General features: G+C 46.7%; 23 protein-coding genes. 8 read left to right on the top strand and 15 right to left on the bottom strand.

Translation table 11 applies throughout. The annotated features are described in order from the left end of the window. The first annotated feature begins 99 nt into the window (after window positions 1-99). The gene (locus tag KNQ12_RS13175) at window positions 100-885 is read left to right on the top strand and encodes an alpha/beta hydrolase family protein (RefSeq protein ID WP_035395579.1); all 786 of its coding nucleotides are present in this window, start codon (window positions 100-102) and stop codon (window positions 883-885) included. 9 nt (window positions 886-894) lie between these two features. Here the strand turns inward: KNQ12_RS13175 and KNQ12_RS13180 are convergent, their stop codons facing one another. The 3 genes from KNQ12_RS13180 to KNQ12_RS13190 are packed head-to-tail and all read right to left on the bottom strand — an operon-like array spanning window position 895 to window position 2,671. Next, window positions 895-1,473, bottom strand: coding sequence for a ferric reductase-like transmembrane domain-containing protein (locus KNQ12_RS13180; protein ID WP_214748767.1), 579 nt, complete (start codon window positions 1,471-1,473; stop codon window positions 895-897). Further along, the gene (locus tag KNQ12_RS13185) at window positions 1,461-2,351 is read right to left on the bottom strand and encodes an FAD:protein FMN transferase (RefSeq protein ID WP_064300705.1); all 891 of its coding nucleotides are present in this window, start codon (window positions 2,349-2,351) and stop codon (window positions 1,461-1,463) included. Before KNQ12_RS13185 ends, KNQ12_RS13180 begins: the two co-directional genes overlap by 13 nt. Window positions 2,352-2,362: 11 nt before the next feature. After that, window positions 2,363-2,671 carry a hypothetical protein gene (locus KNQ12_RS13190; RefSeq protein WP_214748771.1) on the bottom strand — a complete coding sequence of 103 codons (309 nt, stop codon included), beginning with the start codon at window positions 2,669-2,671 and terminating at the stop codon, window positions 2,363-2,365. Between the two features lie 101 nt (window positions 2,672-2,772). Between KNQ12_RS13190 and KNQ12_RS13195 the strand changes: the two genes are divergently transcribed. From KNQ12_RS13195 to KNQ12_RS13205, 3 genes are all read left to right on the top strand, one after another. Continuing rightward, entirely contained in the window at window positions 2,773-3,450 is a 678-nt protein-coding gene (locus KNQ12_RS13195) for a response regulator transcription factor (protein ID WP_214748774.1), read from the top strand. After that, the gene (locus KNQ12_RS13200) at window positions 3,443-4,612 is read left to right on the top strand and encodes a sensor histidine kinase (RefSeq protein ID WP_214748777.1); all 1,170 of its coding nucleotides are present in this window, start codon (window positions 3,443-3,445) and stop codon (window positions 4,610-4,612) included. Before KNQ12_RS13195 ends, KNQ12_RS13200 begins: the two co-directional genes overlap by 8 nt. A gap of 79 nt (window positions 4,613-4,691) precedes the next feature. Beyond that, a complete protein-coding gene (locus tag KNQ12_RS13205; RefSeq protein WP_023469748.1) occupies window positions 4,692-5,105 on the top strand; it encodes a DUF2231 domain-containing protein in 414 nt (137 codons plus the stop codon). A gap of 66 nt (window positions 5,106-5,171) precedes the next feature. On the opposite strand, the gene KNQ12_RS13210 is transcribed toward KNQ12_RS13205, so the two are convergent. From KNQ12_RS13210 to KNQ12_RS13230, 5 genes are all read right to left on the bottom strand, one after another. Next, window positions 5,172-6,404: a DEAD/DEAH box helicase gene (locus KNQ12_RS13210; protein WP_023469749.1), complete on the bottom strand. Its 1,233-nt coding sequence runs from the start codon at window positions 6,402-6,404 to the stop codon at window positions 5,172-5,174. Between the two features lie 104 nt (window positions 6,405-6,508). Then, a complete protein-coding gene (locus tag KNQ12_RS13215; RefSeq protein WP_050677188.1) occupies window positions 6,509-6,808 on the bottom strand; it encodes a DUF3817 domain-containing protein in 300 nt (99 codons plus the stop codon). A gap of 78 nt (window positions 6,809-6,886) precedes the next feature. Then, window positions 6,887-7,852 (bottom strand): ring-cleaving dioxygenase, encoded by a 966-nt coding sequence (locus KNQ12_RS13220; protein WP_023469751.1) that lies wholly within the window; start codon window positions 7,850-7,852, stop codon window positions 6,887-6,889. A gap of 119 nt (window positions 7,853-7,971) precedes the next feature. Further along, window positions 7,972-8,172, bottom strand: coding sequence for a cold-shock protein (locus tag KNQ12_RS13225; protein WP_023469752.1), 201 nt, complete (start codon window positions 8,170-8,172; stop codon window positions 7,972-7,974). A gap of 274 nt (window positions 8,173-8,446) precedes the next feature. Beyond that, window positions 8,447-10,837, bottom strand: a complete 2,391-nt coding sequence (locus tag KNQ12_RS13230; protein WP_214748780.1) for an immune inhibitor A domain-containing protein — start codon at window positions 10,835-10,837, stop codon at window positions 8,447-8,449. Window positions 10,838-11,093: 256 nt separating this feature from the next. Between KNQ12_RS13230 and KNQ12_RS13235 the strand changes: the two genes are divergently transcribed. The 3 genes from KNQ12_RS13235 (at window position 11,094) to KNQ12_RS13245 (ending at window position 14,702) form a co-directional block, all read left to right on the top strand. Further along, complete coding sequence (locus KNQ12_RS13235; protein ID WP_214748782.1) at window positions 11,094-12,581, top strand: HD-GYP domain-containing protein; 1,488 nt, start codon at window positions 11,094-11,096, stop codon at window positions 12,579-12,581. A 19-nt stretch (window positions 12,582-12,600) separates the two neighbouring features. Then, window positions 12,601-13,032: a GyrI-like domain-containing protein gene (locus tag KNQ12_RS13240; protein WP_214748785.1), complete on the top strand. Its 432-nt coding sequence runs from the start codon at window positions 12,601-12,603 to the stop codon at window positions 13,030-13,032. Between the two features lie 173 nt (window positions 13,033-13,205). After that, window positions 13,206-14,702, top strand: coding sequence for a M4 family metallopeptidase (locus tag KNQ12_RS13245; RefSeq protein ID WP_214748788.1), 1,497 nt, complete (start codon window positions 13,206-13,208; stop codon window positions 14,700-14,702). A 105-nt stretch (window positions 14,703-14,807) separates the two neighbouring features. Here KNQ12_RS13245 and KNQ12_RS13250 read toward each other — a convergent pair whose 3' ends face one another. From KNQ12_RS13250 to KNQ12_RS13270, 5 genes are all read right to left on the bottom strand, one after another. Beyond that, the gene (locus tag KNQ12_RS13250; RefSeq protein WP_214748791.1) at window positions 14,808-15,674 is read right to left on the bottom strand and encodes an SH3 domain-containing protein; all 867 of its coding nucleotides are present in this window, start codon (window positions 15,672-15,674) and stop codon (window positions 14,808-14,810) included. Between the two features lie 68 nt (window positions 15,675-15,742). Further along, window positions 15,743-16,726, bottom strand: a complete 984-nt coding sequence (locus KNQ12_RS13255; protein ID WP_214748794.1) for a YhdH/YhfP family quinone oxidoreductase — start codon at window positions 16,724-16,726, stop codon at window positions 15,743-15,745. A gap of 253 nt (window positions 16,727-16,979) precedes the next feature. Continuing rightward, window positions 16,980-17,486: a hypothetical protein gene (locus KNQ12_RS13260; RefSeq protein ID WP_214748797.1), complete on the bottom strand. Its 507-nt coding sequence runs from the start codon at window positions 17,484-17,486 to the stop codon at window positions 16,980-16,982. 427 nt (window positions 17,487-17,913) lie between these two features. Further along, window positions 17,914-18,156 (bottom strand): hypothetical protein, encoded by a 243-nt coding sequence (locus tag KNQ12_RS13265; protein ID WP_214748799.1) that lies wholly within the window; start codon window positions 18,154-18,156, stop codon window positions 17,914-17,916. Next, on the bottom strand, window positions 18,132-18,308 hold the full coding sequence (locus KNQ12_RS13270) for a hypothetical protein (RefSeq protein WP_214748802.1): 177 nt from the start codon (window positions 18,306-18,308) through the stop codon (window positions 18,132-18,134). Before KNQ12_RS13270 ends, KNQ12_RS13265 begins: the two co-directional genes overlap by 25 nt. Before the next feature lie 141 nt (window positions 18,309-18,449). On the opposite strand from KNQ12_RS13270, the gene KNQ12_RS13275 reads away from it, so the two are divergent. Continuing rightward, on the top strand, window positions 18,450-20,087 hold the full coding sequence (locus KNQ12_RS13275; RefSeq protein WP_214748806.1) for a glycosyl hydrolase family 28-related protein: 1,638 nt from the start codon (window positions 18,450-18,452) through the stop codon (window positions 20,085-20,087). 41 nt (window positions 20,088-20,128) lie between these two features. On the opposite strand, the gene KNQ12_RS13280 is transcribed toward KNQ12_RS13275, so the two are convergent. Then, entirely contained in the window at window positions 20,129-20,950 is an 822-nt protein-coding gene (locus tag KNQ12_RS13280) for a DUF1028 domain-containing protein (protein WP_050677198.1), read from the bottom strand. Window positions 20,951-21,049: 99 nt separating this feature from the next. Further along, window positions 21,050-22,453, bottom strand: coding sequence for a YfcC family protein (locus tag KNQ12_RS13285; RefSeq protein ID WP_214748810.1), 1,404 nt, complete (start codon window positions 22,451-22,453; stop codon window positions 21,050-21,052). Window positions 22,454-22,506: the final 53 nt, after the last annotated feature.

A 22,506-nucleotide genomic window follows, 5' to 3' on the forward strand; every position in this document is an offset into this window, starting at 1 on the left:
GGTATCCCATCTTTTTAGTTCATACACTTAATCATTGCATGATCGTGCATCTTCACGCACACTAAGACTTAGAAAATGATTATGAAGGAGCGTGTTTTTTTGGAAACGATCACGAAAAAGGCAACACTATCCTATCTCCATGTTCCAAGCGGTGGTTCAGAACAGTTGATTGCCCGTCTCTATTCACCTGAACATACAGCGAATGCTCCACTGATTGTCCTCTTCCACGGATTTCCCGGGAAACAGTTGAACATGGACTGGGCAGTTCAACTTCAAAGTGCAGGATACCATGTACTCGTCACGTCGTATCGTGGAACGATCGGGAGCCCTGGAACCTTCCGATTCCAACATGTTTTGGAAGACGCGACCGCGACACTACAGCACGTCTGCTCAGAGTCTTTCACTGCCGAACATGGCATCAAGGCGGATCAGATTACCGTCGTTGGTCATAGCATGGGCGGTTTCGCCGGTCTACATGCTTTTGCTGAGACACCAGAGGCTGCACATTATGTCGGAATCTCTCCGTTTAATTTTGGTCTCGTCGGTCAGCTCGTCCTCGAACATCCGGAATACGAAGCTGCGCTACACGGTGTACTCGAACGAGGAGCTGGTTTCCTAAATGGTGCCGTTGCTGACGCGTTACTCGATGAGTTGAAGCACCATCATACGACTTGGAATTTACTGACGCTAAAAGAACGTCTAGCCGATCGCTCGATGTTGCTTATGACGTCAGAACGGGACGAAACATCGATCAAAGCACTCCATCATGACTTATTGCTATCCGACAGTCCGTTCGAGGAAGCGATTGTCGATAGTGATCACAACTATATCGAGAATCGGGACGCTGCCTTTAACGAATGGACAGCTTGGCTCGCTCGACAATGAAAAGAGCGCTCAGCGTACGACTGAGCGCTCTTTTGCTGAAGTTCGAGCCCGTTGCACAGGACGGATTCGCATCCGATAAAGGACGAGCGTAAACATCGTCAGTGTTGAGACAGCGTACCAAATCGTCGTGAACAGGGTTCCGGTATCCGTACCGATGAAAAGACCATGTGCCGTCATTAATAGCCAAGCAGGTAAGACCAGCCAGTGTGTCAATTTCCAAAGCGTCTTGCCTAACGTCTCCTTTAAGAAATCCGAAGTCACGAGAACGAATCCGAATAAGTAGAGACTGATCGTTCCTAGCGCATTCCAGAGTGGTTCATAAGAAGCTTGGCCCGGAATCAGGACTTCAAAGATTGTCAGTGGTGCGTATGAATCGACGATGATGAGCGTCGCATGAAGGACGATTGCGAGCAAACCTGCCCAGCCACTATATAAGTGCACGTGATGCAGTCGTGCTTTTTGTTTTTTGAGTGCCGGGTAGGAACCGAGCAATCCCGCTAAGACAGAAATCGTCATGAAGAAGTGCCCACTTAATCCACTCAACCGGATCATCGTCCATGTTGAGAACAACCATTTCATCCAGTCCATGTCTCACTCACTCCCTTCTGTTCACTTCGCCATTCCCCAGCAGTATCCAAGATCAATAATCGTCCTTTTGGAAACCAACGAAACAGCTTTTCTTGACGTTCTGTCTCTGTCATCTGAAAAGCAAGCTTCGTCATGACTTCCGCTTCATAGAGTTGTGGCGCAGATGCGGTCACTTGAAGAATCGGACTTTTCGTCGGACGTCCTGTTCGTCCATCCAATAAATGATGATGCGTCTGTCCGTCCGTCTTCCACGATCGATAGACACGGTTCGATGTCGCGACCGCGCCTTGTCGTAATTGCACATCAGCGACGCGTTGTTCGGTCTCGGGATGCGTGATCGTAATATTCCATGGTTCCTCATCGGACCAGACGATGACGTCGCCTCCCGCTTCAATCAATCCACGATTCCAGCTTTTTCGTAGTCGTTGCGCTGCAATCATCGCGGCAGCTCCTTTTCCGATGCCACCTAGGTCGATAAAACCGCCTCCGACTCGCGTCACGTCACATCCTTCAATGATGAATGGAGCGATTTCTGGTGGAGCAACCTCTTCATAAGCGACAGCTTGTGTGAAGGGAAATGATTGGCGATAGCCATTGGCTTGTTGTTGCGCCAGCAGGAATGGGGAAAAATAACGTTCGGTCTGCTCGAAATATCGTGTGGCGCGGGCCAGCAAGCGGGCTAACGGTAAGGACACCGATAACGTGTCGCCAATCCGTAAGCGATTCAATCGACTGACTTCGCTTTGCTCATCAAAGCGTGACCACTGCCGATCCACATAATGAAAGAATCGGACAAGTTCCTCCCATTCTGCTTCATCAATCGGCTGATCCGTCACGAACCGCACCTGATTATGCATCGCATACAATTGTCGCTCCATCTTCCTCCTCCTTACCTCGAATGGCTAGACTGACCGTCACTCGATCCACCCGGTTGACTGAAGCCAGATGATTCATCACCTTGCCATTGATCATCATCGTCTTCTTCGTAATATCCATCATCCCCTTCGTATTCGCCTTCATCATCGCTATATTGATTCCCTTGAGATGGTAATGTCGTATCGTTCGAATACGTATCGCCTGTCGAAACAGGTGTCGTCGAGGAATCGTTCGAACTGATACTCAACTGACCAATGGCGAGTCCGATGAAGACGGAACTACTAAGCCCGACGAGCCATTTCGCAAATGGTTTGGGTTTCATCTGTTTCCTCTCCCTTCTTGTTACGTTTACTGTATCGAAAAAAACTGACAACTAACTGACGGCAACTATGGGATAATGAGAAAAAAAGAGGAGCGATGTGCATGCGCGTTTTGGTAGCAGAAGATGATCAGCGTCTTGCAAAGATGTTACGCCTCCATTTGGAGCGGGCAGGATATCAGGTAGATGTTGCGCAGGATGGAGTGGAAGCGCTCCTCCAATGTCAGACGTATCGCTATGACTTACTCGTTCTCGATTGGATGATGCCTCGCAAGAGCGGAGTCGAAGTCGCCGCTACCTTACGGAAAGAACATTTTGAAGGCGGCATCTTGATGCTGACTGCTCGCGATACGGAAATCGATCTCGTTCATGGTCTCGATAGTGGAGCCGATGACTATCTCGTTAAACCGTTTCAATCGAATGAATTACTGGCACGACTGCGCGCGCTCAGTCGTCGTCAACAAAAGGCATTCGTGTCGACGGTTTCTTTTAATGGACTAGTCCTCGATCTGTCCTCACAAACGATTTCTTACGAGCGACATCCAATCGATTTAACACGACGTGAATTTGAATTCCTTTCCTTACTGTTAAGACGACCTGAACAGGTGATGAGTCGTGAATTGATCATCGAAGTCGTATGGGGGATTGGGGCGGATATTACGGATAACGCGCTCGATGCGCTCGTCCGACTCGTTCGAAAAAAATTAGATGCGGTCGGTGCTCCTAATTTGATTCGGACAGTTCGCGGATTCGGTTATCGTTTAGGTGATCCGCATGCTTGAATCGATTCGAAAACGACTGACCTTGTTATTCAGTGGCTCGTTTTTTCTTGTACTAGTCCTTATCCTGATTGGTGTGTATGTCACGAACGCTCAATTGCTGAATCGAATGGAATTGAATCAATTGAAGAGCGTATCTGATAGAGATATCTTCGAACGGATCGAGCATGGGGAGGATCACTTCATTCGAAATCCGATCTACTTCCAGTTACTCGATGGTTCAGGAAACGAACGCTATGCAAGTCTGCCGCCAGACGTCGAGTCCAAAACACTGCGCCGTTTTTTAAGCTCGAATGATACGACGCAACAAGTGGAATGGGATGATCGACACTTCTTGCTGTATCAACGGAGTACCGAAGAAGGACGGCTACTACTGATGAAGGACATCTCTCCGACCGAAGACACCTTACAGCGATTGATTGCCGTTCTTGCGGGGATCGCGGTGCTCGCAACGATTGTCCTGACGCTAGTCGGATATATCCTTGCTGGTCGAGCCGTCATTCCGGTGCAACAAGCATTCGATCGTCAACGTCGTTTTACGTCCGATGCTTCACATGAACTACGGACACCTCTGACAATCGTCTACAGCGGGATTGAATTGCTAGAAGCGGAATCACTTTCGAATGAAGGGCGTACGATTCTAGAGGACGTTAAAGCAGAAACGGCAGGCATGCAGTATTTAGTCTCTGATTTATTATTGCTTGCGCGAGAAGGACAACCTTCACCGAAACAGGAAGTTGACCTTAGTTCACTCGTCCAAAGGACCGTCGAACGTTTTCAGCACGCCTACTCGGATCGCGTCATCCACGCTTCGATAATGCCTGACTTACGCATGAAAGGAGATACCCATCAATTGAACCGCTTATTGACGGTCTTTCTTGAGAATGCTCTTGTCTACAGCGATGACGTCATTGATGTCTCTCTCGAAGAAACTACTACAGAACGCCAGTTGACGATACAGGACCGCGGAATCGGTATCGCTTCCAATCAACAAACTAAAATATTCGAGCGTTTTTACCGGGGGGACCATTCGCGTCACGGAACAGGAACCGGTCTTGGGTTATCAATCGCTCAATCCATTGCGGAGCAACATGGCGGAACGATTTCCATTGATTCCACATTAGGTGAAGGTACACGGTTCATCATTCATTTCCCAACTCTTTAAAACGGTGTCAGTTAACTGTCAGATAAGCAGGGTAAAGTGAAATTATGCTTTACCATACTTATCCAAGGAGGTTTTTGATATGTTGGGGAACGTACCGCTTCATCCACTTCTTGTCCATGCACCGATTGCACTTTTATTATTTGCGACGATCCTATTACTCATTAGTCTGAAGTGGACACAATTCAAACTGTTTGCCCTTTTTACGTTAGTCGTCGGTCTGATTTCCGGAGTCGCTGCCTATTTGTCTGGAGACGGAGCAGAAGAGTATGCGGAAGCGAATTTAAGCAGCGTTACCCATGCTGCCATCGAAAATCATGAGCATTTCGCGTTGTTCAGTCTCGTTGCCTTTGGTGTCTCGCTGTTATTTCTTTTGTTAGGTTACCGCTCGAACAAAAAAATGTTTTTATTACTCAGTTTCGTTGTTGCCATCGTCGGTAGCGGACTACTTGCTTATACTGGTCATCTCGGTGGTCAGATGGTCTACGCCAAATAAAACAAGAGCCGGTCTATTTTCTCTTTTGATGAGAGAAGTAGACCGGCTTTTTTATCTTGTTTCTGTTTATTTACGATGTGCACGTCCCGGGCGACGGTTATTCGAACGACGTGTATTTCCACGTCCTTCTGTCGTCTTCCGTGATCCTTTACTTTGATCGTGCTGTGCGCGAATCGCTTCTTCAGACAATTCGACGACGATCGGCGTGACCGAGATGTTCAATTCCCGTTCCATATCACGGAACGTCCGACCATCTTTTGGTGTTACGATGGAAACGGCAATTCCGTCGTTCCCAGCACGTCCTGTCCGACCAATCCGGTGAACGTAGCTTTCCGCATCATCCGGTAAATCATAGTTAAAGACGTGTGTCACACCTGTCACATCAAGTCCACGCGAAGCGACATCTGTTGCGATCAGGAATTGTGTTTTTCCTTGATAGAACTTCGCCATCGCTTTTTCACGTTTCCCTTGCGTTAGTCCACCGTGCAATTCATCCGTCGGATACCCTTGCATCTGCATTTCTTCGTTCAATTTACTAACGCGACGTTGTGTACGACAGAAAATAATGGCTGCGTACGGACGCATCTCGTCAAGCATCGTCCGCAGTGTCGCTTGCTTGCGGCGATCCGTTGTTTCGACGACGAACTGTTCGATCGCTTCAACAGTAATGCTTTCCGCCTCCACCTGTACTTCGACTGGATTACGCAAATACGTTTTCGCCAGTTCCTCTACTTTCGGTGGCATCGTTGCAGATAACATGACGAATTGACGATCAACCGGTGCTGCTTCGATGATGTCTTCAATTTCTGGCAAGAAACCGATTTGTAGCATTTGGTCCGCCTCATCCAAGACAAGCGTCCGTAATTCACTTAAATCAAGTGTGCCGCGACCGACATGATCGAGAATCCGTCCTGGTGTCCCGATGATGATTTGTGGCATCCGACCGAGACGTTGAATCTGTTTAAAGACGTCTTGTCCGCCGTATACAGCGAGTGCACGGTACTGTTCCGTGTTCCGAATCAGTTTATGCGTCTCATCGGCAATTTGACGCGCAAGTTCGCGTGTCGGTGCGACGATCAATGCTTGTACCGTTTGTGATTCGACATCGATTTGCTCAAGGATGGGTAAGAGAAACGCTAATGTCTTCCCTGTTCCCGTTTGCGCTTGACCAATCAAGTCGCGTCCGTCGAGTAATGACGGAATCGCCTGTTCTTGAATCGGTGTTGGTTCCTTGATGCCTTGTTTTTGTAATTTTTTTATCCACAGGTCACTGATGTGTAATGTTTCAAATGTTGACATGATATATCCTCCTAAAAATTATCCACAGAAAAAAGCTGTGGATAACCTGCTTCGCATAGACAAAAACAGTTATCCACAGCCGTGCTCTATTCAGTATACACAATTTACGCGTTTGTTGCTTCCTGTTTTAGCTTCCAGTCGAGCACGAACGTACCAAACGGGATGAATGATGCGATGAACGCAATCCCAGCCTTGATAATCGACCAATCGTATTTGAATTTCACGACCGCGAGCCAGAGTGCATACATGACGAACAAGACACCGTGAAGTGCACCAACGACCGAAACAGCTTGCGGAATATCCGCCATATACTTCAACGGCATCGCAATCAACAGTAAGACTAAAAACGAGATTCCTTCTAGTATCGCAATCATTCGGAATTGCCCAAGCGTAGTTCTTAACATCCCGTCACTCCTTTTTCTTGATTCCTGTTCTTAGTATACGGGATGGACGATCCTTCTGTGACCTGTGTCACAGGATTGTCAGATTTCAAGTGGACGTAACCGCGCTTCGATGGCAGCTCGCTTTGGTTCAAGAAATGGTGGTAACGCAAGCGTCTCCCCTAACGTTTCAACCGACTCATCCGTCGCGAATCCCGGTGTATCTGTCGAGAGTTCGAATAAGATATGGTTCGGTTCCCGGAAGTAAAGAGCTTGGAAATAGTGACGATCGACTTTACCAGAGTTCGGTAAGTGATAGGCATTCAGGCGTTCGACCCACTTTTCATATTCATCACTGTTCGGTACTCGGAACGCGACGTGATGGACGCCACCACGACCAAGACGTTCTCGGTCGAGATCTGGACGTGCCTCGATATGAACCTCTGCTCCGATACCACCTTCTCCCGTTGCATAGACTTCAATCGGTGCAAAGTCACCTGCTAAAGATGGATAAGAACCTACTTTTCGGAATCCCATGACTTCCGTCAGTACACGGATCGTCAACGTCGGATCGTTGACTGTCAATGTGACGGCTCCTAGTCCAACGATTGCATGCTCCGATGGAATTTCTTCTTGCGGCCATGGTACACCACCTGTGACACCTACCTCACCATCTTCTGCGACGAGAATCAAACGTGTTCCTTCCTGATCACGAAAGGCGAGTGTTCGACGCCCTGCTCGCTCGACGATTTCATCGTGATCCACACCTTTCGCTTCAAAACGTTGTTTCCAAAAATGAAGTGCAGCCGTTGTTTTGACACGAAGCGATGTCGAAGAGATACTCGATGCCCCCGGTACGCCCGTTCCAAGATGCGGAATATCAAAAAACGTCAAGTCCGTTCCTGGATTCCCTTCCGCATCTCCATAAAACAAATGATACGATGTCGTGTCATCTTGATTGACAGTCTTTTTGATCAGACGCATGCCAAGTATTTGTGTGTAGAATTGATAATTGCGTTCCGCCATGCCTGTTAAGATCGATACATGATGAATTCCGAGTAATTCCATCTTCCTCACTCCTTGTAAATGATTTGGTAATTGGAGTATATCTCACATTTATCTTGAATTCAAGATATTAGTCTAATAAAAAACCGCCCCTCCGAAAAGGGACGATTGAATAGTTGAAATTAAAGTTTTACGACGTTAGCAGCTTGTGCTCCACGTGCGCCTTCAGTGATTTCGAACTCAACTTCTTGACCTTCGTCAAGAGTTTTGAAGCCTTCACCAGTGATTGCTGAGAAATGTACGAATACGTCTTCTCCGCCTTCAACTTCGATGAAACCGAAACCTTTTTCTGCGTTAAACCATTTTACTTTACCTGTGTTCATGGGAACAACCTCCAAAAATAAATTACTTAATACATATGCTGCGCATATGAAAAGAATTCATTATTGTCCCGAAATACATGGAGCAACGAAAAGATTGTTCGTGACACGATGTGAATCCGTAATGACAATAACAATATTAAGCTAACGTAAGTATAGAATGGATGCGCTTTAAAAGTCAAGTTGTCAGACCAATGTTTTTTCCAATTGATTCCACTTCTTCTACATAACTAAAACAAAAAACAGGTTCAGCCGAAACTGAACCTGTTCTTCTGTTTTAACGGTGGATCCAGACAGCTCCAGCAGAGTTATCTTTTGCTTCACCGATGACTTCAATCTTCAAACCGTTGTTCGGGAGTAGTTTCCCTGCATCCGGAATCAACTGGTTGATATACGATTTCGAATCATCGAACTTTGTCACACCTGGGAGACCTTTATAATCGTATGTTCCACGTGATGGCGAATCAATCAACCATGCAGGTGCTTTATCAAAGCTAAACGCAGCATCTGCGATTTGGTAACGTGTGCTTCCTGTCGTGACCGGTTTACCATTGAGTGTTCCGACGATTGCTTCAGGATGTGAGTCAACGACTCCAAGGAATCCTTCACCTGGGTGAACACCTACCCAGTTATCGTCAAAGCTCGAATCACCGTACCAGACGACAAGCCCTGTGTTATACTTCACGCCGCGTGCATGCTCGAGTGCTTTATCCGAGCCTGCATAGTTACGCCATTCGAGGTAGTATGCGTTATCTGCGTAAGAGAAACCGTCTGATGCGACGAAACCGTCAAGCGTGAATTTCGGCGTACCTTCTGCATCATCTTCAAAGACGACTTTACCGTCAACCGTTAGCTTCGCGTTATCAAGTGCGAATCCATCTAGCGCAAGACCAGCGTCTCCGACGTAATCAAATTTCAATGTCACTTTTTTACCCGCGAATTCGCTGAGATCGTACGATTTATCTACCCATGCTCCTTTAGTAGAATCAGCGCGCTGATCTCCATCTGTATCTTCATCACCGATTGTATCGATGACTTTTGATTGTCCATCCGCCGTCGCTGTAACAGTCAAGAAGTCGTAGTTATATTCAATATCATACAATGTTTTGAAGTCGAACTTCGCTTCTTTCGCATTCGTCAAATCAAACTCCGGAGATGTCATGGATGTATGCAAGTCGTTCCCTTTTGTGCTGTAGTAATACTTTTTACCAAATGCCGGTGCGATGCCTTTTACCGGTTTTTTCGGTAAGTTGACTTTGATGATTCCTGGATTTTTCGATTTCGTGACGCTCTGATCGAGGTACGAAGCTGTTCCTAGCTTATCTAAGGAATCAAAATCAACTTGTTGGATATTCGCCCAGTTTCCACCCATCACATTTTGGAAGAACTCTTTGTTTTGTGGTGAGAAACTTGTTGGTTCTGTTCCGGCGATATTTCCATTCCAGCTACCACCACTCATGATGGACCATGAAGCGACTGGTTCACCTTGACCCGTGTACTTCGTATCGTACTCATCAGGTAATCCAAGATCATGACCAAATTCGTGCGCGAAGACACCAACCGCACCATCTTCAGGCTGCACCGTGTAATCATAAGCAGCCATTTTTCCACCCCAGTAATCAACACTTGCTGTCGTATTTGCTACCGGATGAACACCATCTAACGTCCAACGGTGTGACCAGATTGCATCGTCACCAAGAGTACCGCCACCTGCTTCTTGTCCCGTACCCGCATGAATGATCATCAAGTGATCGACGAGACCATCTGGTTCGTTCAAGTCACCGTCTCCATCCATATCGTACTGGTCGAACTTATCGTAATCTGCTAAGTTAATGCCGGCTTGGACAGCTGCCGCTAACGAATCCTTGACGAGACCACGTGGTCCTTTTGATCCCGGTAAGTTATCGTTTCCACCAGCAGGATTATCTGAACCGTAATCCTTCGCTGTACCAGGAACCGTCAACCAGTTCGATACCGTACCATCGACTGAATAACTACCACCTGATTGTTCTTCATAGTATTGTTTGAACGTCTTTACTTTGTCACCATTGAAAAGTTCGAATTCTTTATCACCAAACATTAAATCTTGGTAATGTTTTTGATTGAAGTCATCTGAGTACATATATCCAGGTTCTTGAACGACGTTGTTGTGCTTGAAGTCGCTGTACTCGACGAGGAGGACAAGGACTTTATCCGTCCGTGTTGCACCATTATAGGATGCCTGTTTCGCTTTATCTACTTTGACGAAGCCATTTGGATTGCCTTTTTTGTAGTTTCCGTGTTTTTTCTTCAATTGTTTAGCAAGTTTTTCCTTTTGCTTTGTTAAGAAGTCTTTTGTCTTCTTATCAAATGCTGCTTCTTTACTGGATTCATGATCATGATCGTGATCAGCAGCCGGTTTTCCGTTCGCCTTTTTGTCCAGATACTTTTGAACGGCTTGTTGTTTTGCTTCTGTTGAAGCTGCTTTTGAAATGACCCCACGTTTTTCAAGCACTTTTGCTAATCGATCCTGATCGACCGTGTTTAAATCCATCGGTGCACCAGGTGCTACTTTTTCGGCTGCTTGTACGGACGTTACCTGCCCACCAGGTAACACCGGACCAACAGCAAAAGCAGCTGCCGTAATTCCAGATAGAACGGCTAGGCTAAGCTGTTTCTTTTTCCCCACGTGAATTGACCCCCTATGTAGTAGTGAAAAGCATATGATTAATATACTTTTCTGAATATTCAAATCATAGGTTATTTTATTTCGTTAATCAATCGCTTTTAAGATAATTAGTTCTTTTCGACCATACCTATTTTTTGGAATTTAAATTAATCAGTTATTTTAAAAATCACTCTCCTTTTTTGTAAAAATGACCGGATTTCTTCTTTTGTTTCACGGTACGCTGAAAACACTCTGATGATTACATAAGGAGGATACAATGAGCGCTATAAAACGTTTTGAACGTCATTTGCTTAGAAACTATTTAATTGGTTCATTTGTCGCTGTGTTCGGCGTCGGATGTCTATTTATTTTTGAGACACTGACTTTTACCGGTACAGAACAATTCATTCTAATTGGTATCATGTTTTTTTCTGTTAGTTTAATGGTTTTATTAGAATATCTCGTCTACTCAAAGCATGTTCGCTCTTTGCGATACTTCTTTCAAACTGACTTTCCTTCGCTGTCTTCTTTTCAAAATGCTTATCGGACAGCGCATCGGTTTCCGGTTCTGACAGTTCAGCGAATCATGGGACCACACTTCTTAGGTCTCTCGGTTCCTTCGTCACTTTTAACGGCACTCGCGATCTCTCAAGGATGGTTACGAATGCCGTACTATTTGATCGGTCTCGCCTGTTTTGGTGCTGTCCTCGTCGCAATTCTCCACGCTTTGATCGAGTTTTTTCTGACTTATCGTGTCACGGAGCAGATGCTACTTACTTTAGAGAAACATGCTCTTGATCGCAGATTCGATGTTCCGAAAAAAACGACGGTTGTCACGTTAAGACACAAGATGCTCATCAGCACCTTGATCATCGGCGTTTTTCCGGTCATGCTGTTCGTTCTCGCCTCAGCTGTACAACTAACGGAAAATGAGAGCCTTCGTTCCTACTGGAGTTGGGCGACACTCATCTTAGTCGTCATCTTGTCCGTCGCGACGTTTTGTAGTCTTCTTCTTTATGAAAACATCCGAAAGCCGATTGCGATTCTCCAGCAAGGGATTCAAGATGTCGAAAATAATCGACTCATCTCGTTACCAAATCCCTATTCTGATGAATTTTCTCATCTCGTCTCCGGCTTTAACCTGATGATGGAAGGAATCAAAAAACGCGATGAACAAAATGAGCAATTGCTCGATAGTCTGTTTACGTTATTTGCGGCAACACTCGATGCCCGGGATCCTTACACGGCCGGACACTCGCTTCGCGTTGCTGCCTATTCCGTCGAAATCGCTACTGCTGCAAACCTGCCGCACGAACAAATCGAGTTGTTACGTAAATCAGCGCTGTTACATGATATCGGAAAGATTGGGATTCGAGATGATGTGTTGTTGAAAGAAGGACGCTTGACTGACGAAGAATTTCAGATCATCCAACAACATCCTGTCATCGGTGTGCACATTCTATCGCAAGTTCAGCTCCCAAAGACGTTACAACCGATTCTTCCTGGGGTAAAGTACCATCACGAACGCTACGACGGAAAGGGGTATCCGGAAGGTCTCGTAGGAGAAGACATTCCACTGTTCGGTCGAATCATGGCCATTGCCGATGCCTACGATGCGATGACATCCGATCGTCCCTATCGTAAGGGAATGCCTGTTGAGAAAGCTTTATCTATCTTAGAAGAAGGCATGGGTACACAATGGGATGCTACCTTTACGCGTCTTTTTCTAGACTTGAAACGTTCGCTAATCAAAGACGTGTCATAAATACGGAAAGGAGATTCTCATGCATCCGAAAATCGTGGAACGTCATGAATTTTATTTTGTTGGTCTTGGACTGACTTGCGAAGAAAACGAACTGCATACGTTGATGCCGGAACTCTGGCGTGAATTTTCAAGACGTTCACATGAGATTCCTGCAAAGCCAGATAGCTATCCGCTTGATATCTCACTCGAACGAAATGGAACCAAGTACTCCCAATGTGTCGGGTATCCCGTCTCCTCACTCGATGGCATCCCAAAAGGAATGAAAGGTCACCGGATTCCAGCTGCGCGTTATGTCTTCTGGAAGCACGAAGGACCGGATATTGAAATTTGGAAATCATTCGAGAAAATCCAACGCTTTGCTTCAAAGCAAGGAATCGAGCTTGATCCACGTGATTTTAAAATTGATGAGACCCGAGATGACGTCCACCATCTCTACCAACGCATTCGCTGAACCATTCTCTTGAATGGTTCTTTTTTCGTCTTGAAATATCTTTTACAGTTAATAATTCAGTCCAGGTACTACGGACTATATTCAGAAAATTCTATTTAATTCGAATGACTTATTCTCGCTTCTCTAATTCTTTGGCATAGTTAGACTCAACCCAAACAAGGAGGCGATTTATTTTGAAAAAGTTTCTCGCTACATCGCTTGTCGCAAGTGTGCTTGTCGTTCCTACGGTAGTAGGTGCAGAAGGTCTTCAGTCTGGTAAGCTCACGAAAGCTTCGTCAGAACCAGCTGCAACGATCGTTAAAGATTTCGTGAACAAAAAAGGTGACTTTGCTGTTCAGAACGTCGAAAAAGACGGATCTTCACAGATCGTACGTCTCCAACAAGAAGTGGATGGCGTCCCTGTCTTTGGTAGTGTCGTCGTCGGGAACGTCGCGAAAGACGGTACTTTGAAAGCAGTCGTAAACGATGCAATCAACGTCAAAGGAAAACCAGGTCTCGCGAAAAAAGCAACGCTCTCTGAAAAGAAAGCCATCAAACTTTATCAAAAAGCAATCAAGGCTTCTAAATTCGAAGTCGCTCCAAAAGCAGAACTCGTCATCTATCCAGTAAAAGATGATGCTGTCTATGCATACAAAGTCACATCGACGGTCCTCGCAGGCAAAGAGCCATCACGTTGGACATACTTCATCGATGCAAACTCAGGTAAAGTACTTAACAAGTTCGACCAACTCGCTCACGCAACAGGTACGACAGTACTTGGAACAAGCGCAACGTTCAACACGACGTTGAGTGCTGGGAAATACTATCTTCAAGATACGACGCGTGGAAAAGGTGTCTACACATACGACGCGAAAAACCGGACATCACTCCCGGGAACACTCTGGGCAGATGCAGATAACGTCTTCAACGCGACATATGACCGCGCTGCTGTCAGTGCACACGTCAACGCTGCAAAAACATATGACTTCTATAAAAACACATATGGTCGTAACAGTTACGACAACGCTGGTGCACGCTTGAACTCAACGGTCCACTATTCAACGAACTACAACAACGCATTCTGGGATGGCACGAAGATGGTCTATGGTGACGGAGATGGCACGACATTCGTCGCACTCTCAGGCGCACTTGACGTCGTCGCTCACGAATTGACGCACGCTGTCACAGAATACACAGCTGGCCTCGTATACCAAAACGAATCTGGTGCGATCAACGAAGCGGTCTCAGATATCATGGGTACAGTAGCTGAGTATACAGTCGGATCGAACTTCGACTGGCTCGTAGGAGAAGACATCTACACACCAGGAGTCAGCGGTGACGCACTCCGTTCGATGTCGAACCCAGCTGCTTACGGTGATCCAGATCACTACTCTAAACGTTACACAGGTACACAAGATAACGGTGGTGTCCACATCAACTCTGGTATCATCAACAAAGCCGCTTACCTCCTCGGTAACGGTGGAACGTTCTACAACGTATCTGTCACAGGAATCGGCGTACCGAAACTCGGTGCGATCTACTACCGTGCTCTCAACACGTACTTGACGCCGAACTCGAACTTCAGCTCACTCCGTGCAGCAGTCGTTCAATCGGCGAAAGATCTTTACGGTTCAACAAGTGCAGAAGCAACAGCTGCAGCGAAATCATTTGATGCAGTAGGCGTCTACTAAGAAAATCTCCTCCCAAAGGATTTTCATATTTCCTCCCGAGTGTCGGACTCGGGAGGTTTTTTGCGCAAAAAAGACGGATTCACTTAAAGCGAATCCGCCGTTCATTCATTCTTGTCCAGGATCACGCGCAAGACGTAGACGCATCTTTCCGTTGTCCGGGAACACTTTTAATTGTAAGGATTCTCCCTCATACCACGTACCATAGCTCGTATCGACAACGGGTTCACCAAGTGTCGATAATCCACCAGTCGAAGCATTCGTCCAGTCGATCGCTTCAATGATTCCGTCAGAGACGACGAGCAGATATCCAGCATTCGAGAAGTAATACGTATTGACGGCATCTTGTTGTGTATTACCAACAGCACCATACTTCGCTTCGAATTCAGCAATCGGTTTTCCGAGATACTGCTCCGGCTTGTCGATTGGTTGATTAGCGACTGCTTGCGAGAGTGCCGCAAGGACGGCTTCGTCTGACGTTCCTTTTGGTGCTTCCAAACGAACATCACTTTCCGGTAAGTATCCTTCGATGCTGTCATTGAGTTTGAGATGGACCATACCGTCCTTCGCATCTAACACCTCATAGACATCACCTAAATCTGCTTTGTAGATGACACTACTACGACTCGCATCGCTATAGACGTTCGCGAACGGACGCGTCACCCAAGCCGCTTGCGCATACTCTGCTGCTTTTTTCTTTACTTTCTTCTTTTCTTTTTTCGCTTCTTTTTTATCATCCGTTGTTGCTGTTTCCTTCTTCGACTCCTCGTTTTGTGTCGCTTGATCGGTCGTTTTCGGCTTCTCGAGCGTCGATGTTGCTTGAGAGGCGTCGTTGTTCGTCAACATATACAACCAACCACCGACGATGAATAATGTCGCGAGAATACCACCAAAGGCAATCCCTCGACGATTGCGTTTCTGTTTCCGTCTTTCTTGTCGAGACTGTCGTTCTTGTTCTTGTTGGTGTTCACTCATGTATGGTTCCTCCTGAAAAAGTCGACACAGTTTTTCCCCACTATACCACCAATGTTTACTCGAAATATTTAAATTTCGATGACAGTTCGACCACGATGACGTGAAGTCAGCAAGGCTTCTGCGATTTCTGGTAAGTCTTTTAGTGTTTTGACATCGACTTCTGACGCAAGACTGACTTGCCACTCATTTGCTAAACGTTGCCATAACTTTTCTCGGTATGCAATCGGAGTTTGGACCGCATCGATTCCGATCAAACGAACGCCACGTAGAATGAAGGGATAGACTGTCAACGTCATCTCTGCTCCACCGACGTTTCCACATGTCGTCACGACACCACCATATTGTACGAAGCGAATGACGGATGCGAGTAAAGGTCCACCCACCGTATCAATGACGCCGGCATAAAGCCCTTTTTTTAGAGGACGATCGGTTTCTTCTAGGAACGTCGTGCGGTCTAGTACCTCAGCCACCCCTTTTTTTAGCAATCGGTCTTGTTCTAACCGTTTTCCAGTCACGGCATGTACCGTGTATCCTAATCGAATTAGTAAAGCGATCGCAATCGTACCAACACCACCCGTCGCTCCCGTCACGAGGATTGGTCCTGCATCCTTCGAGACGATTCGTGACAATTCATCAACCGATTGTGCCGCCGTCAATCCGGCCGTTCCATATTGCATCGCTTCTAATGGACGAATGGATTCTGGAAGTAACGTCACCCAATCGGCTGGTACACGTATGTATTCTTGAAATCCGCCCGAAGTGTTCATCCCGAAATCAAAGCCATTGACGACGACGGCTTGACCGATGTGAAATCGTTCATCAGTCGTTTGTTCGATGAATCCTGCTGCGTCAACGCCCGGGGTATGCGGATAGGATTTCGTCACCCCACGATTACCCGACATCGATAAAGCATCCTTATAATTGACGCATGAGTGCGTGACACGAATCAGGATGTCTCCTTCTGGTAAATCATCGACGTGCTTTGTCTCGATATTCCCCTCGTATGATCCATCGACTTCTCGAACGACGAATGCTGAAAAAGTATGTTCCATGATCTCTCTCCTTTCGCTTGTGCTTCTCTATACCCTGTTGTTTCCATCGACACACTAAAAATCCCTGCCGTTTCTCAAAGAAACGGCAGGGAGCGGGACGGAAAAAGCATCAGGGTTCCATAGGTGGTCAAAGGTAACAGGTCAATCTGTCAATGGTTCGTGGTCATCGGTTTGCCGTCGCCATTTCTTCTCCACAGAGGAAAATTGAGGTCCGTCCCCTCCCCTTGACGTGGAGTCTCACCACGCCAAGAAGTTACATATAACGTCCACCATCAAAATCGATCGTCGTCTGGTAGTTCGCAGCATTAATCGCATTTGATACTTTGTGCGCTTGTCGCTCCACTTCCTCCGCCTTTAGGCGATAAGTATCGGGATCAAACAAGGCATGGCGAATGACCGTCGTCCCTTCGAATCCGTATTGGAACTCACGTTTCGGTCGACTCGCAAGCATCTGGTAATTTTGTGCCTTCGCCCGCAATTGGGTAGCCCACTCGATTGCTTCGACGAGCGGCATGTCTCCTTCATCCATCGCGATCACGGTGTTTAAATTTGCTGCATAAACGAGACGATCTAAGACCCGCATGTCGTAACGCACAATGTCCATTGCGGCTTCTACGTCAGTTATCGTTCGTCCTTGTTGCGTCGGGAGTGCTTCTCCCTTTTCTAAATCAATGAACGCGACGCGCTCCATTTCTTCGATTAGCTGATCGAGTTGTTTCCTCAAAATACTCTTTAATTTCACGGCATCTGCTAGGTACATCATCATCTCCCCTTTCCTGTTCCATTTACGTCATTCCTTTCAAAAGGTTTCAATCAAACTGATGGACAAAGGCACCAAATTCTCCCTGAATCGTTTGCTTGTCCATCTCCGATATCGTAGCAGTTCGTTCTGTGTAGCGTTCTAAGAGGTAGGCTTTTATTAGGATATGTGACGGTTTGAATCCGATCCGCAGGCACCATTCCTGAAGTGTTTCTGTATCATGTCGCTGTAAACGGACCGGGAGAATCTGATTGAACTGGATAAGCTGTTTGCGAATCCAGACATCTGGTAGCTCGACCGGATTCTCAGTTAAAACAAAGTCGTTGGCTAAGGGCTGTAACGGGATGTCGGCTCTGATCGATTCCTCGTCCTGCTTCTTGGTCTTTCGACGTTTTCGCCAAACGATATAGCTTATGATGACTAGAGGTCAAACAAGCAAGCTCATCAGTAAGATCGATGAGGACGATCCCCCTTTTTCGTTCGTACCGCGCTCAGCATTTTCAACCCCTATAGTGAATATCTTATTCTTTTTCTTTTTCGGTTTGAGGTCTTTCTGCTTCTTCGGCTTTTCGTTCGTGTCCCAAACACGTAAATCTTCATCATTCTTCATTTTCTTTTTAGGTAACCACGAAAGAAATCGAATGTTTAACAATTCGCCTTTTTCTTGCAATTCGGTTTACACGATCTATTTGTTTCGATTCCAGACGTCTGAACCTCTTTTGGCTTCAGTGCTTGAACAGCCGCTTCTGTCAGTGGCTTACCGATTCCTAAGATTAGCAAAATCAGTCCGATACCAATTACGAGTCGTTTTCGAAGTGACATCAGAAGACCCCCTCTTTTAAATACCATTATAATCCATATTAAAAATTTTTGTGTATTTTTATGGATGTCTTGAAACGAGGAATGATTGTGTAAGGAGAGGGGAAAAGGTAAACAGACCTATTCAGAGAGGGGAACCATTTCATGTTAAAACTCGATCACACGCATGATCCGTATCAAAATGCGGCGTTGATTCAGGAATACGTTGAAACGTCAACCAACGAACAAGCAGTTCGACAAGCGGAACAACTGCTACACGATAGTCCATTCGTCGCACCACGACGCAATCCTAACCTCAGTCGAACGCTTCGCTCGATGATCTCGCCATTATTTTTGACGAACCGTGATAAACATATTCTACCGCTGACACCCGCTTTCGTAACACCACGCGATGAGATTCGACCGAGTTGGTTCGGTCGTCTCAATCATGAGTTCGAACGTTTGATCAGCGATGTCGAAACCGTCGATGTCACTGCTTTTGGCGCAGTCGGTGATGGACAGACGGATGATACACAAGCATTCATCGACGCACTCGGTGATGGACATCGACAAGTCCATGTCCCAGCCGGTACGTACATCGTTCGAGGGATTCGTTTGCCTAGTTATACGATTTTAACAGGAGCCGGTAAAGGGAAGACAATCTTAAAGATGCACGATGAGGCACCAAAAGGACGACGTCTCGTGACGAATCAAAATTATCTTCTCGGTAATCATCATCTACTCGTCGAGAAAATGACGCTCGATTGGAACATTAAACGCATCGGTGACGCGAAAAAAAGTAGCACATGGGGCAACCACTCCAGTTGTCTCACATATGCGCATGTCACCTATGCCTGGGTCTTTGATGTCGAGGCCGTCAACCCGGGGCTTCACTGTTTCGATATCTCGACGCCCTATTACAATTACAACGGGGACGGCGCCCGCGCGAACTTAAGTAGTTCATTCATCTGGTTCGACGGATTGATCGGTTCTGGATTCGGCGATGACGGGATTACGACGCATCATAGTGATCATCTCTTCATCTCGAACTGTTTCATGCATGACCCAAGTGGACGTGCCCATGCAGAAGGCTTCTCCAATTCAAATGGAATCGAAATCGATGATGGATCACGCGACGTTTGGTTGTTCAACAACGCAACAAGTCGTTGTTTCGGTGGACTTGAGATCAAGGCACATGCGACCTCTTCTGCTGCCTCGACCGTCAAAATCGTCGGACACCTATCGATTGATGATCATCGCGCCTTTAACTTCCGACACATTGGTCACCATCAAGCGACTGATCCGACATCTCAAACGGCTTATAATATCATCGCAACGCGTTTGATCGCTCAGACTCCTAAATATACGGAACTCTATGCGAATTCAAAACCGCGTGCGCTCGTTGTTTCCGCTTACCGTAATGTCGTCATTCATGATTTTACGGTGCTCGGTGATCCGTATTATGACTATCAAGAACAACCGATGATTGGGATTCAATATAAGGCACGGAACGTCACGATCAGTCAGTTGAAGATGAGCGGATTCCGACAAGCGAAAACGGACATCCAAATCTTTGGTGGAGAAAACGGAGCTGAAGACGTGTGCCTTCGTGATATCCGCATTGAGGATTCCGCCAAACATGGGATTACGATCGGTCCAGACATCACGCGTGTCAAGCTGACGAACGTGGCACTAAAAGGAGACGGAACAGTTGGTTTGAACGCTAAATCCGAGCCGGAAATGGAACGGTTCATCGCGACCGGATTCAAAGTACCGATTCGCGCCCAGTCGACACAAGTATGAACAAAATGACAGGATGGACCGCGGTCCATCCTGTCATTTTTTCATTGTGCTCGAATATACGCGAGAACACGTGTATCAATCGCACGCTCCGCTTGTTCGCGCATCTCGAAGTTTTCCGTATGCAGATACGTCCGGAACGCGTCTTCGAAATCACCGCGGTAGCCAAGCGCTAATAATTTATCCATCAACTCTGACTCTAAGGCATCATCGATTGGCTTGATTTCTTCTGGCTTACTCGGTTGCAAATAAAGTGTATGCAGTTGATAGATGCGTTCGAGCTCTTCAATCGGACTCGGATGATCGTCAACGCGTAAATCAATATATCGGTCGTTGAATCCACCGTATCCGCCACCCTCCTTGACGACGAGGAGTGCCGCTGATTGCATTCCGCGTGAATCCCCGCCTGCTGCTTGACCAGCTGCTAACGCACGCAACAAACGTTCTGCGAGCGGACCTTGTGTTGATTCAAAGACACGTGCCATCTCTTTTACCGTGTTACCGTCTACAAGAATATTCCCTTGCGCTGCAAAGTGTTTCCCGGCAATACCGCCTGCCCAGTCGTTACATCCCTCTCCCGTGAATGTCGCACTCTTGCCATTCGCATCAATGATTCCCACTTGACGATCCGCTCGTCCTTCATCTGCTTCCGTCAATCGACGCAACACTTCGTCCGCTGAAGCACCTTGTTCGATCATCCGTAATCCTTCAGGGCCATACGTCGTGTTTGCAAATGATTGTGTCGCTACAGCACCTACTCCTGCCTTCGCAAACGGAACAGCGCTCCCGACGGCTAAAAACTTCGACTGAACGGCAACGCCCCATGCTTGTTCTTTTTCACAATACCCAACGATTGAATATGTCACTTCAGTTCCCCCTTTAGTCATTACCTATTCCGTTCGTGATAACGCTTCCCGATTCCTGCAACTGAAAAACCTTCCGGACATCCGTCCGGAAGGTCGACTTCATTGAATACCGAGTGTTACGGCAAGTAGTAGGGCGGCACATGCCAAGGCAATCCAAATCGCGAAGAGTTTCCAAACGAAGCGTAACCATTTCTCATACGGAATGCCTGCAATCGCGAGAAACGCCATCAAATGTGCGCTCGTCGGGAAAATCATGTTCGTCAATCCATCCCCATATTGGAATGCCAAGACAGCCACTTGACGCTCGATTCCTAATAAATCGGACAATGGTGCCATGATGGGCATCGTCGTCGCCGCTTGTCCACTCCCAGATGGAATGAAGAAGTTCGTAATCAATTGCACGGCGTACATCCCGATGACAGCGAAGAACGTCGGCAAATGTCCTACGGCATTCGATAAGCCGTAAATGACCGTATCGATAACACGTCCTTCTTCAAGAATGACGACGATTGCTCGAGCAAATCCAACAATCAATGCGCCGAACGTCACGGCTTTCGCACCGTCAATCAAACTCTCGAACGTACCGTTCACACCAAGCGTAACGATTCCCGCAATCATACCGATGATCAAGAAGGATGCGGTTAATTCCGTCAAATACCAGCCCCACTCAAAGATTCCGATCACATTGAGCGTAATGCCACCGATTAAAATGAGTAAGACGAAGGCATGATGTTTCGAAAAGCGTGAAATCGTCGTCGCTGCTTCTTCCGAACGACGTTGCTCAAGATCATAAACAAGACTACGCGCCGGATCGTGTTTAACTTTCCGTGCGTAATTCATGACATAAAGAATCGTCACCGCTAAAAATACAATATAAACAGCCGTTCGATACCCGAGACCACTAAAGAGCGGTACTTCCGCAATTGATTGAGCGACACCTACCGTAAACGGATTCAACATCCCGCCGGCAAAACCAACCGCCGCCCCTAGACTGACGATCGCGGCTCCTGTCATCGCATCATATCCAAGGGCACGCGCTAACATGATCCCAATCGGCACGAAGATGATTGTCTCCTCTGCCATCCCGATCGTCGCCCCGGCAATCGAAAAGACGAACATCGTCATCGGAATCATGATGTGCCCCTTTTGACCGAATCGGCGAATCAATTGATTGATTCCTGCTTCAATGGCGCCGGTTTGGCGAATGATACCGAAGACACCACCGACAAGAAAGATGTAGAAGATGATCGCAGCACCTGCTTCCATACCTTTTGGGATTGCTTCAAATAAACCAAAAAGATTGACAGGTGCAGACTCTACCGCGCGATATGTACCGTCGATGACGACAGTCTGTCCGTCTTGCTTTTCACGATCGAATTGTCCTGCTGGAAGTGTATACGTCAAGATGACTGAGATGATGAGAATTGCCATGATGATGGCATATGTATGAGGCATCTTGAAGAATGATCGCTTCGACTCTGGTGCATTCGTTCGTTCATTCATGATAAAAGCCTCCTTTTTGTGTCTTTATAAGAATAATGCCCTAATCAGGGAAA

Origin of the sequence: Exiguobacterium sp. s11 (assembly GCF_018619015.1) — a bacterium.
Taxonomy (GTDB): Bacteria; Bacillota; Bacilli; order Exiguobacteriales; family Exiguobacteriaceae; genus Exiguobacterium_A; species Exiguobacterium_A indicum.

Excerpts from the sequence above, each read along its gene's own strand:
- KNQ12_RS13225 (WP_023469752.1), bottom strand. The coding sequence starts at position 8,172 with ATGAACACAGGTAAAGTAAAATGGTTTAACGCAGAAAAAGGTTTCGGT.
- KNQ12_RS13285 (WP_214748810.1), bottom strand. The coding sequence starts at position 22,453 with ATGAATGAACGAACGAATGCACCAGAGTCGAAGCGATCATTCTTCAAG.
- KNQ12_RS13270 (WP_214748802.1), bottom strand. The coding sequence starts at position 18,308 with ATGTCACTTCGAAAACGACTCGTAATTGGTATCGGACTGATTTTGCTA.
- KNQ12_RS13215 (WP_050677188.1), bottom strand. The coding sequence starts at position 6,808 with ATGTTAAGAACTACGCTTGGGCAATTCCGAATGATTGCGATACTAGAA.
- KNQ12_RS13235 (WP_214748782.1), top strand. The coding sequence starts at position 11,094 with ATGAGCGCTATAAAACGTTTTGAACGTCATTTGCTTAGAAACTATTTA.
- KNQ12_RS13255 (WP_214748794.1), bottom strand. The coding sequence starts at position 16,726 with ATGGAACATACTTTTTCAGCATTCGTCGTTCGAGAAGTCGATGGATCA.
- KNQ12_RS13180 (WP_214748767.1), bottom strand. The coding sequence starts at position 1,473 with ATGGACTGGATGAAATGGTTGTTCTCAACATGGACGATGATCCGGTTG.
- KNQ12_RS13240 (WP_214748785.1), top strand. The coding sequence starts at position 12,601 with ATGCATCCGAAAATCGTGGAACGTCATGAATTTTATTTTGTTGGTCTT.
- KNQ12_RS13200 (WP_214748777.1), top strand. The coding sequence starts at position 3,443 with ATGCTTGAATCGATTCGAAAACGACTGACCTTGTTATTCAGTGGCTCG.
- KNQ12_RS13250 (WP_214748791.1), bottom strand. The coding sequence starts at position 15,674 with ATGAGTGAACACCAACAAGAACAAGAACGACAGTCTCGACAAGAAAGA.
- KNQ12_RS13190 (WP_214748771.1), bottom strand. The coding sequence starts at position 2,671 with ATGAAACCCAAACCATTTGCGAAATGGCTCGTCGGGCTTAGTAGTTCC.
- KNQ12_RS13260 (WP_214748797.1), bottom strand. The coding sequence starts at position 17,486 with ATGTACCTAGCAGATGCCGTGAAATTAAAGAGTATTTTGAGGAAACAA.
- KNQ12_RS13220 (WP_023469751.1), bottom strand. The coding sequence starts at position 7,852 with ATGGAATTACTCGGAATTCATCATGTATCGATCTTAACAGGCATGGCG.
- KNQ12_RS13195 (WP_214748774.1), top strand. The coding sequence starts at position 2,773 with ATGCGCGTTTTGGTAGCAGAAGATGATCAGCGTCTTGCAAAGATGTTA.
- KNQ12_RS13275 (WP_214748806.1), top strand. The coding sequence starts at position 18,450 with ATGTTAAAACTCGATCACACGCATGATCCGTATCAAAATGCGGCGTTG.
- KNQ12_RS13210 (WP_023469749.1), bottom strand. The coding sequence starts at position 6,404 with ATGTCAACATTTGAAACATTACACATCAGTGACCTGTGGATAAAAAAA.
- KNQ12_RS13185 (WP_064300705.1), bottom strand. The coding sequence starts at position 2,351 with ATGGAGCGACAATTGTATGCGATGCATAATCAGGTGCGGTTCGTGACG.
- KNQ12_RS13205 (WP_023469748.1), top strand. The coding sequence starts at position 4,692 with ATGTTGGGGAACGTACCGCTTCATCCACTTCTTGTCCATGCACCGATT.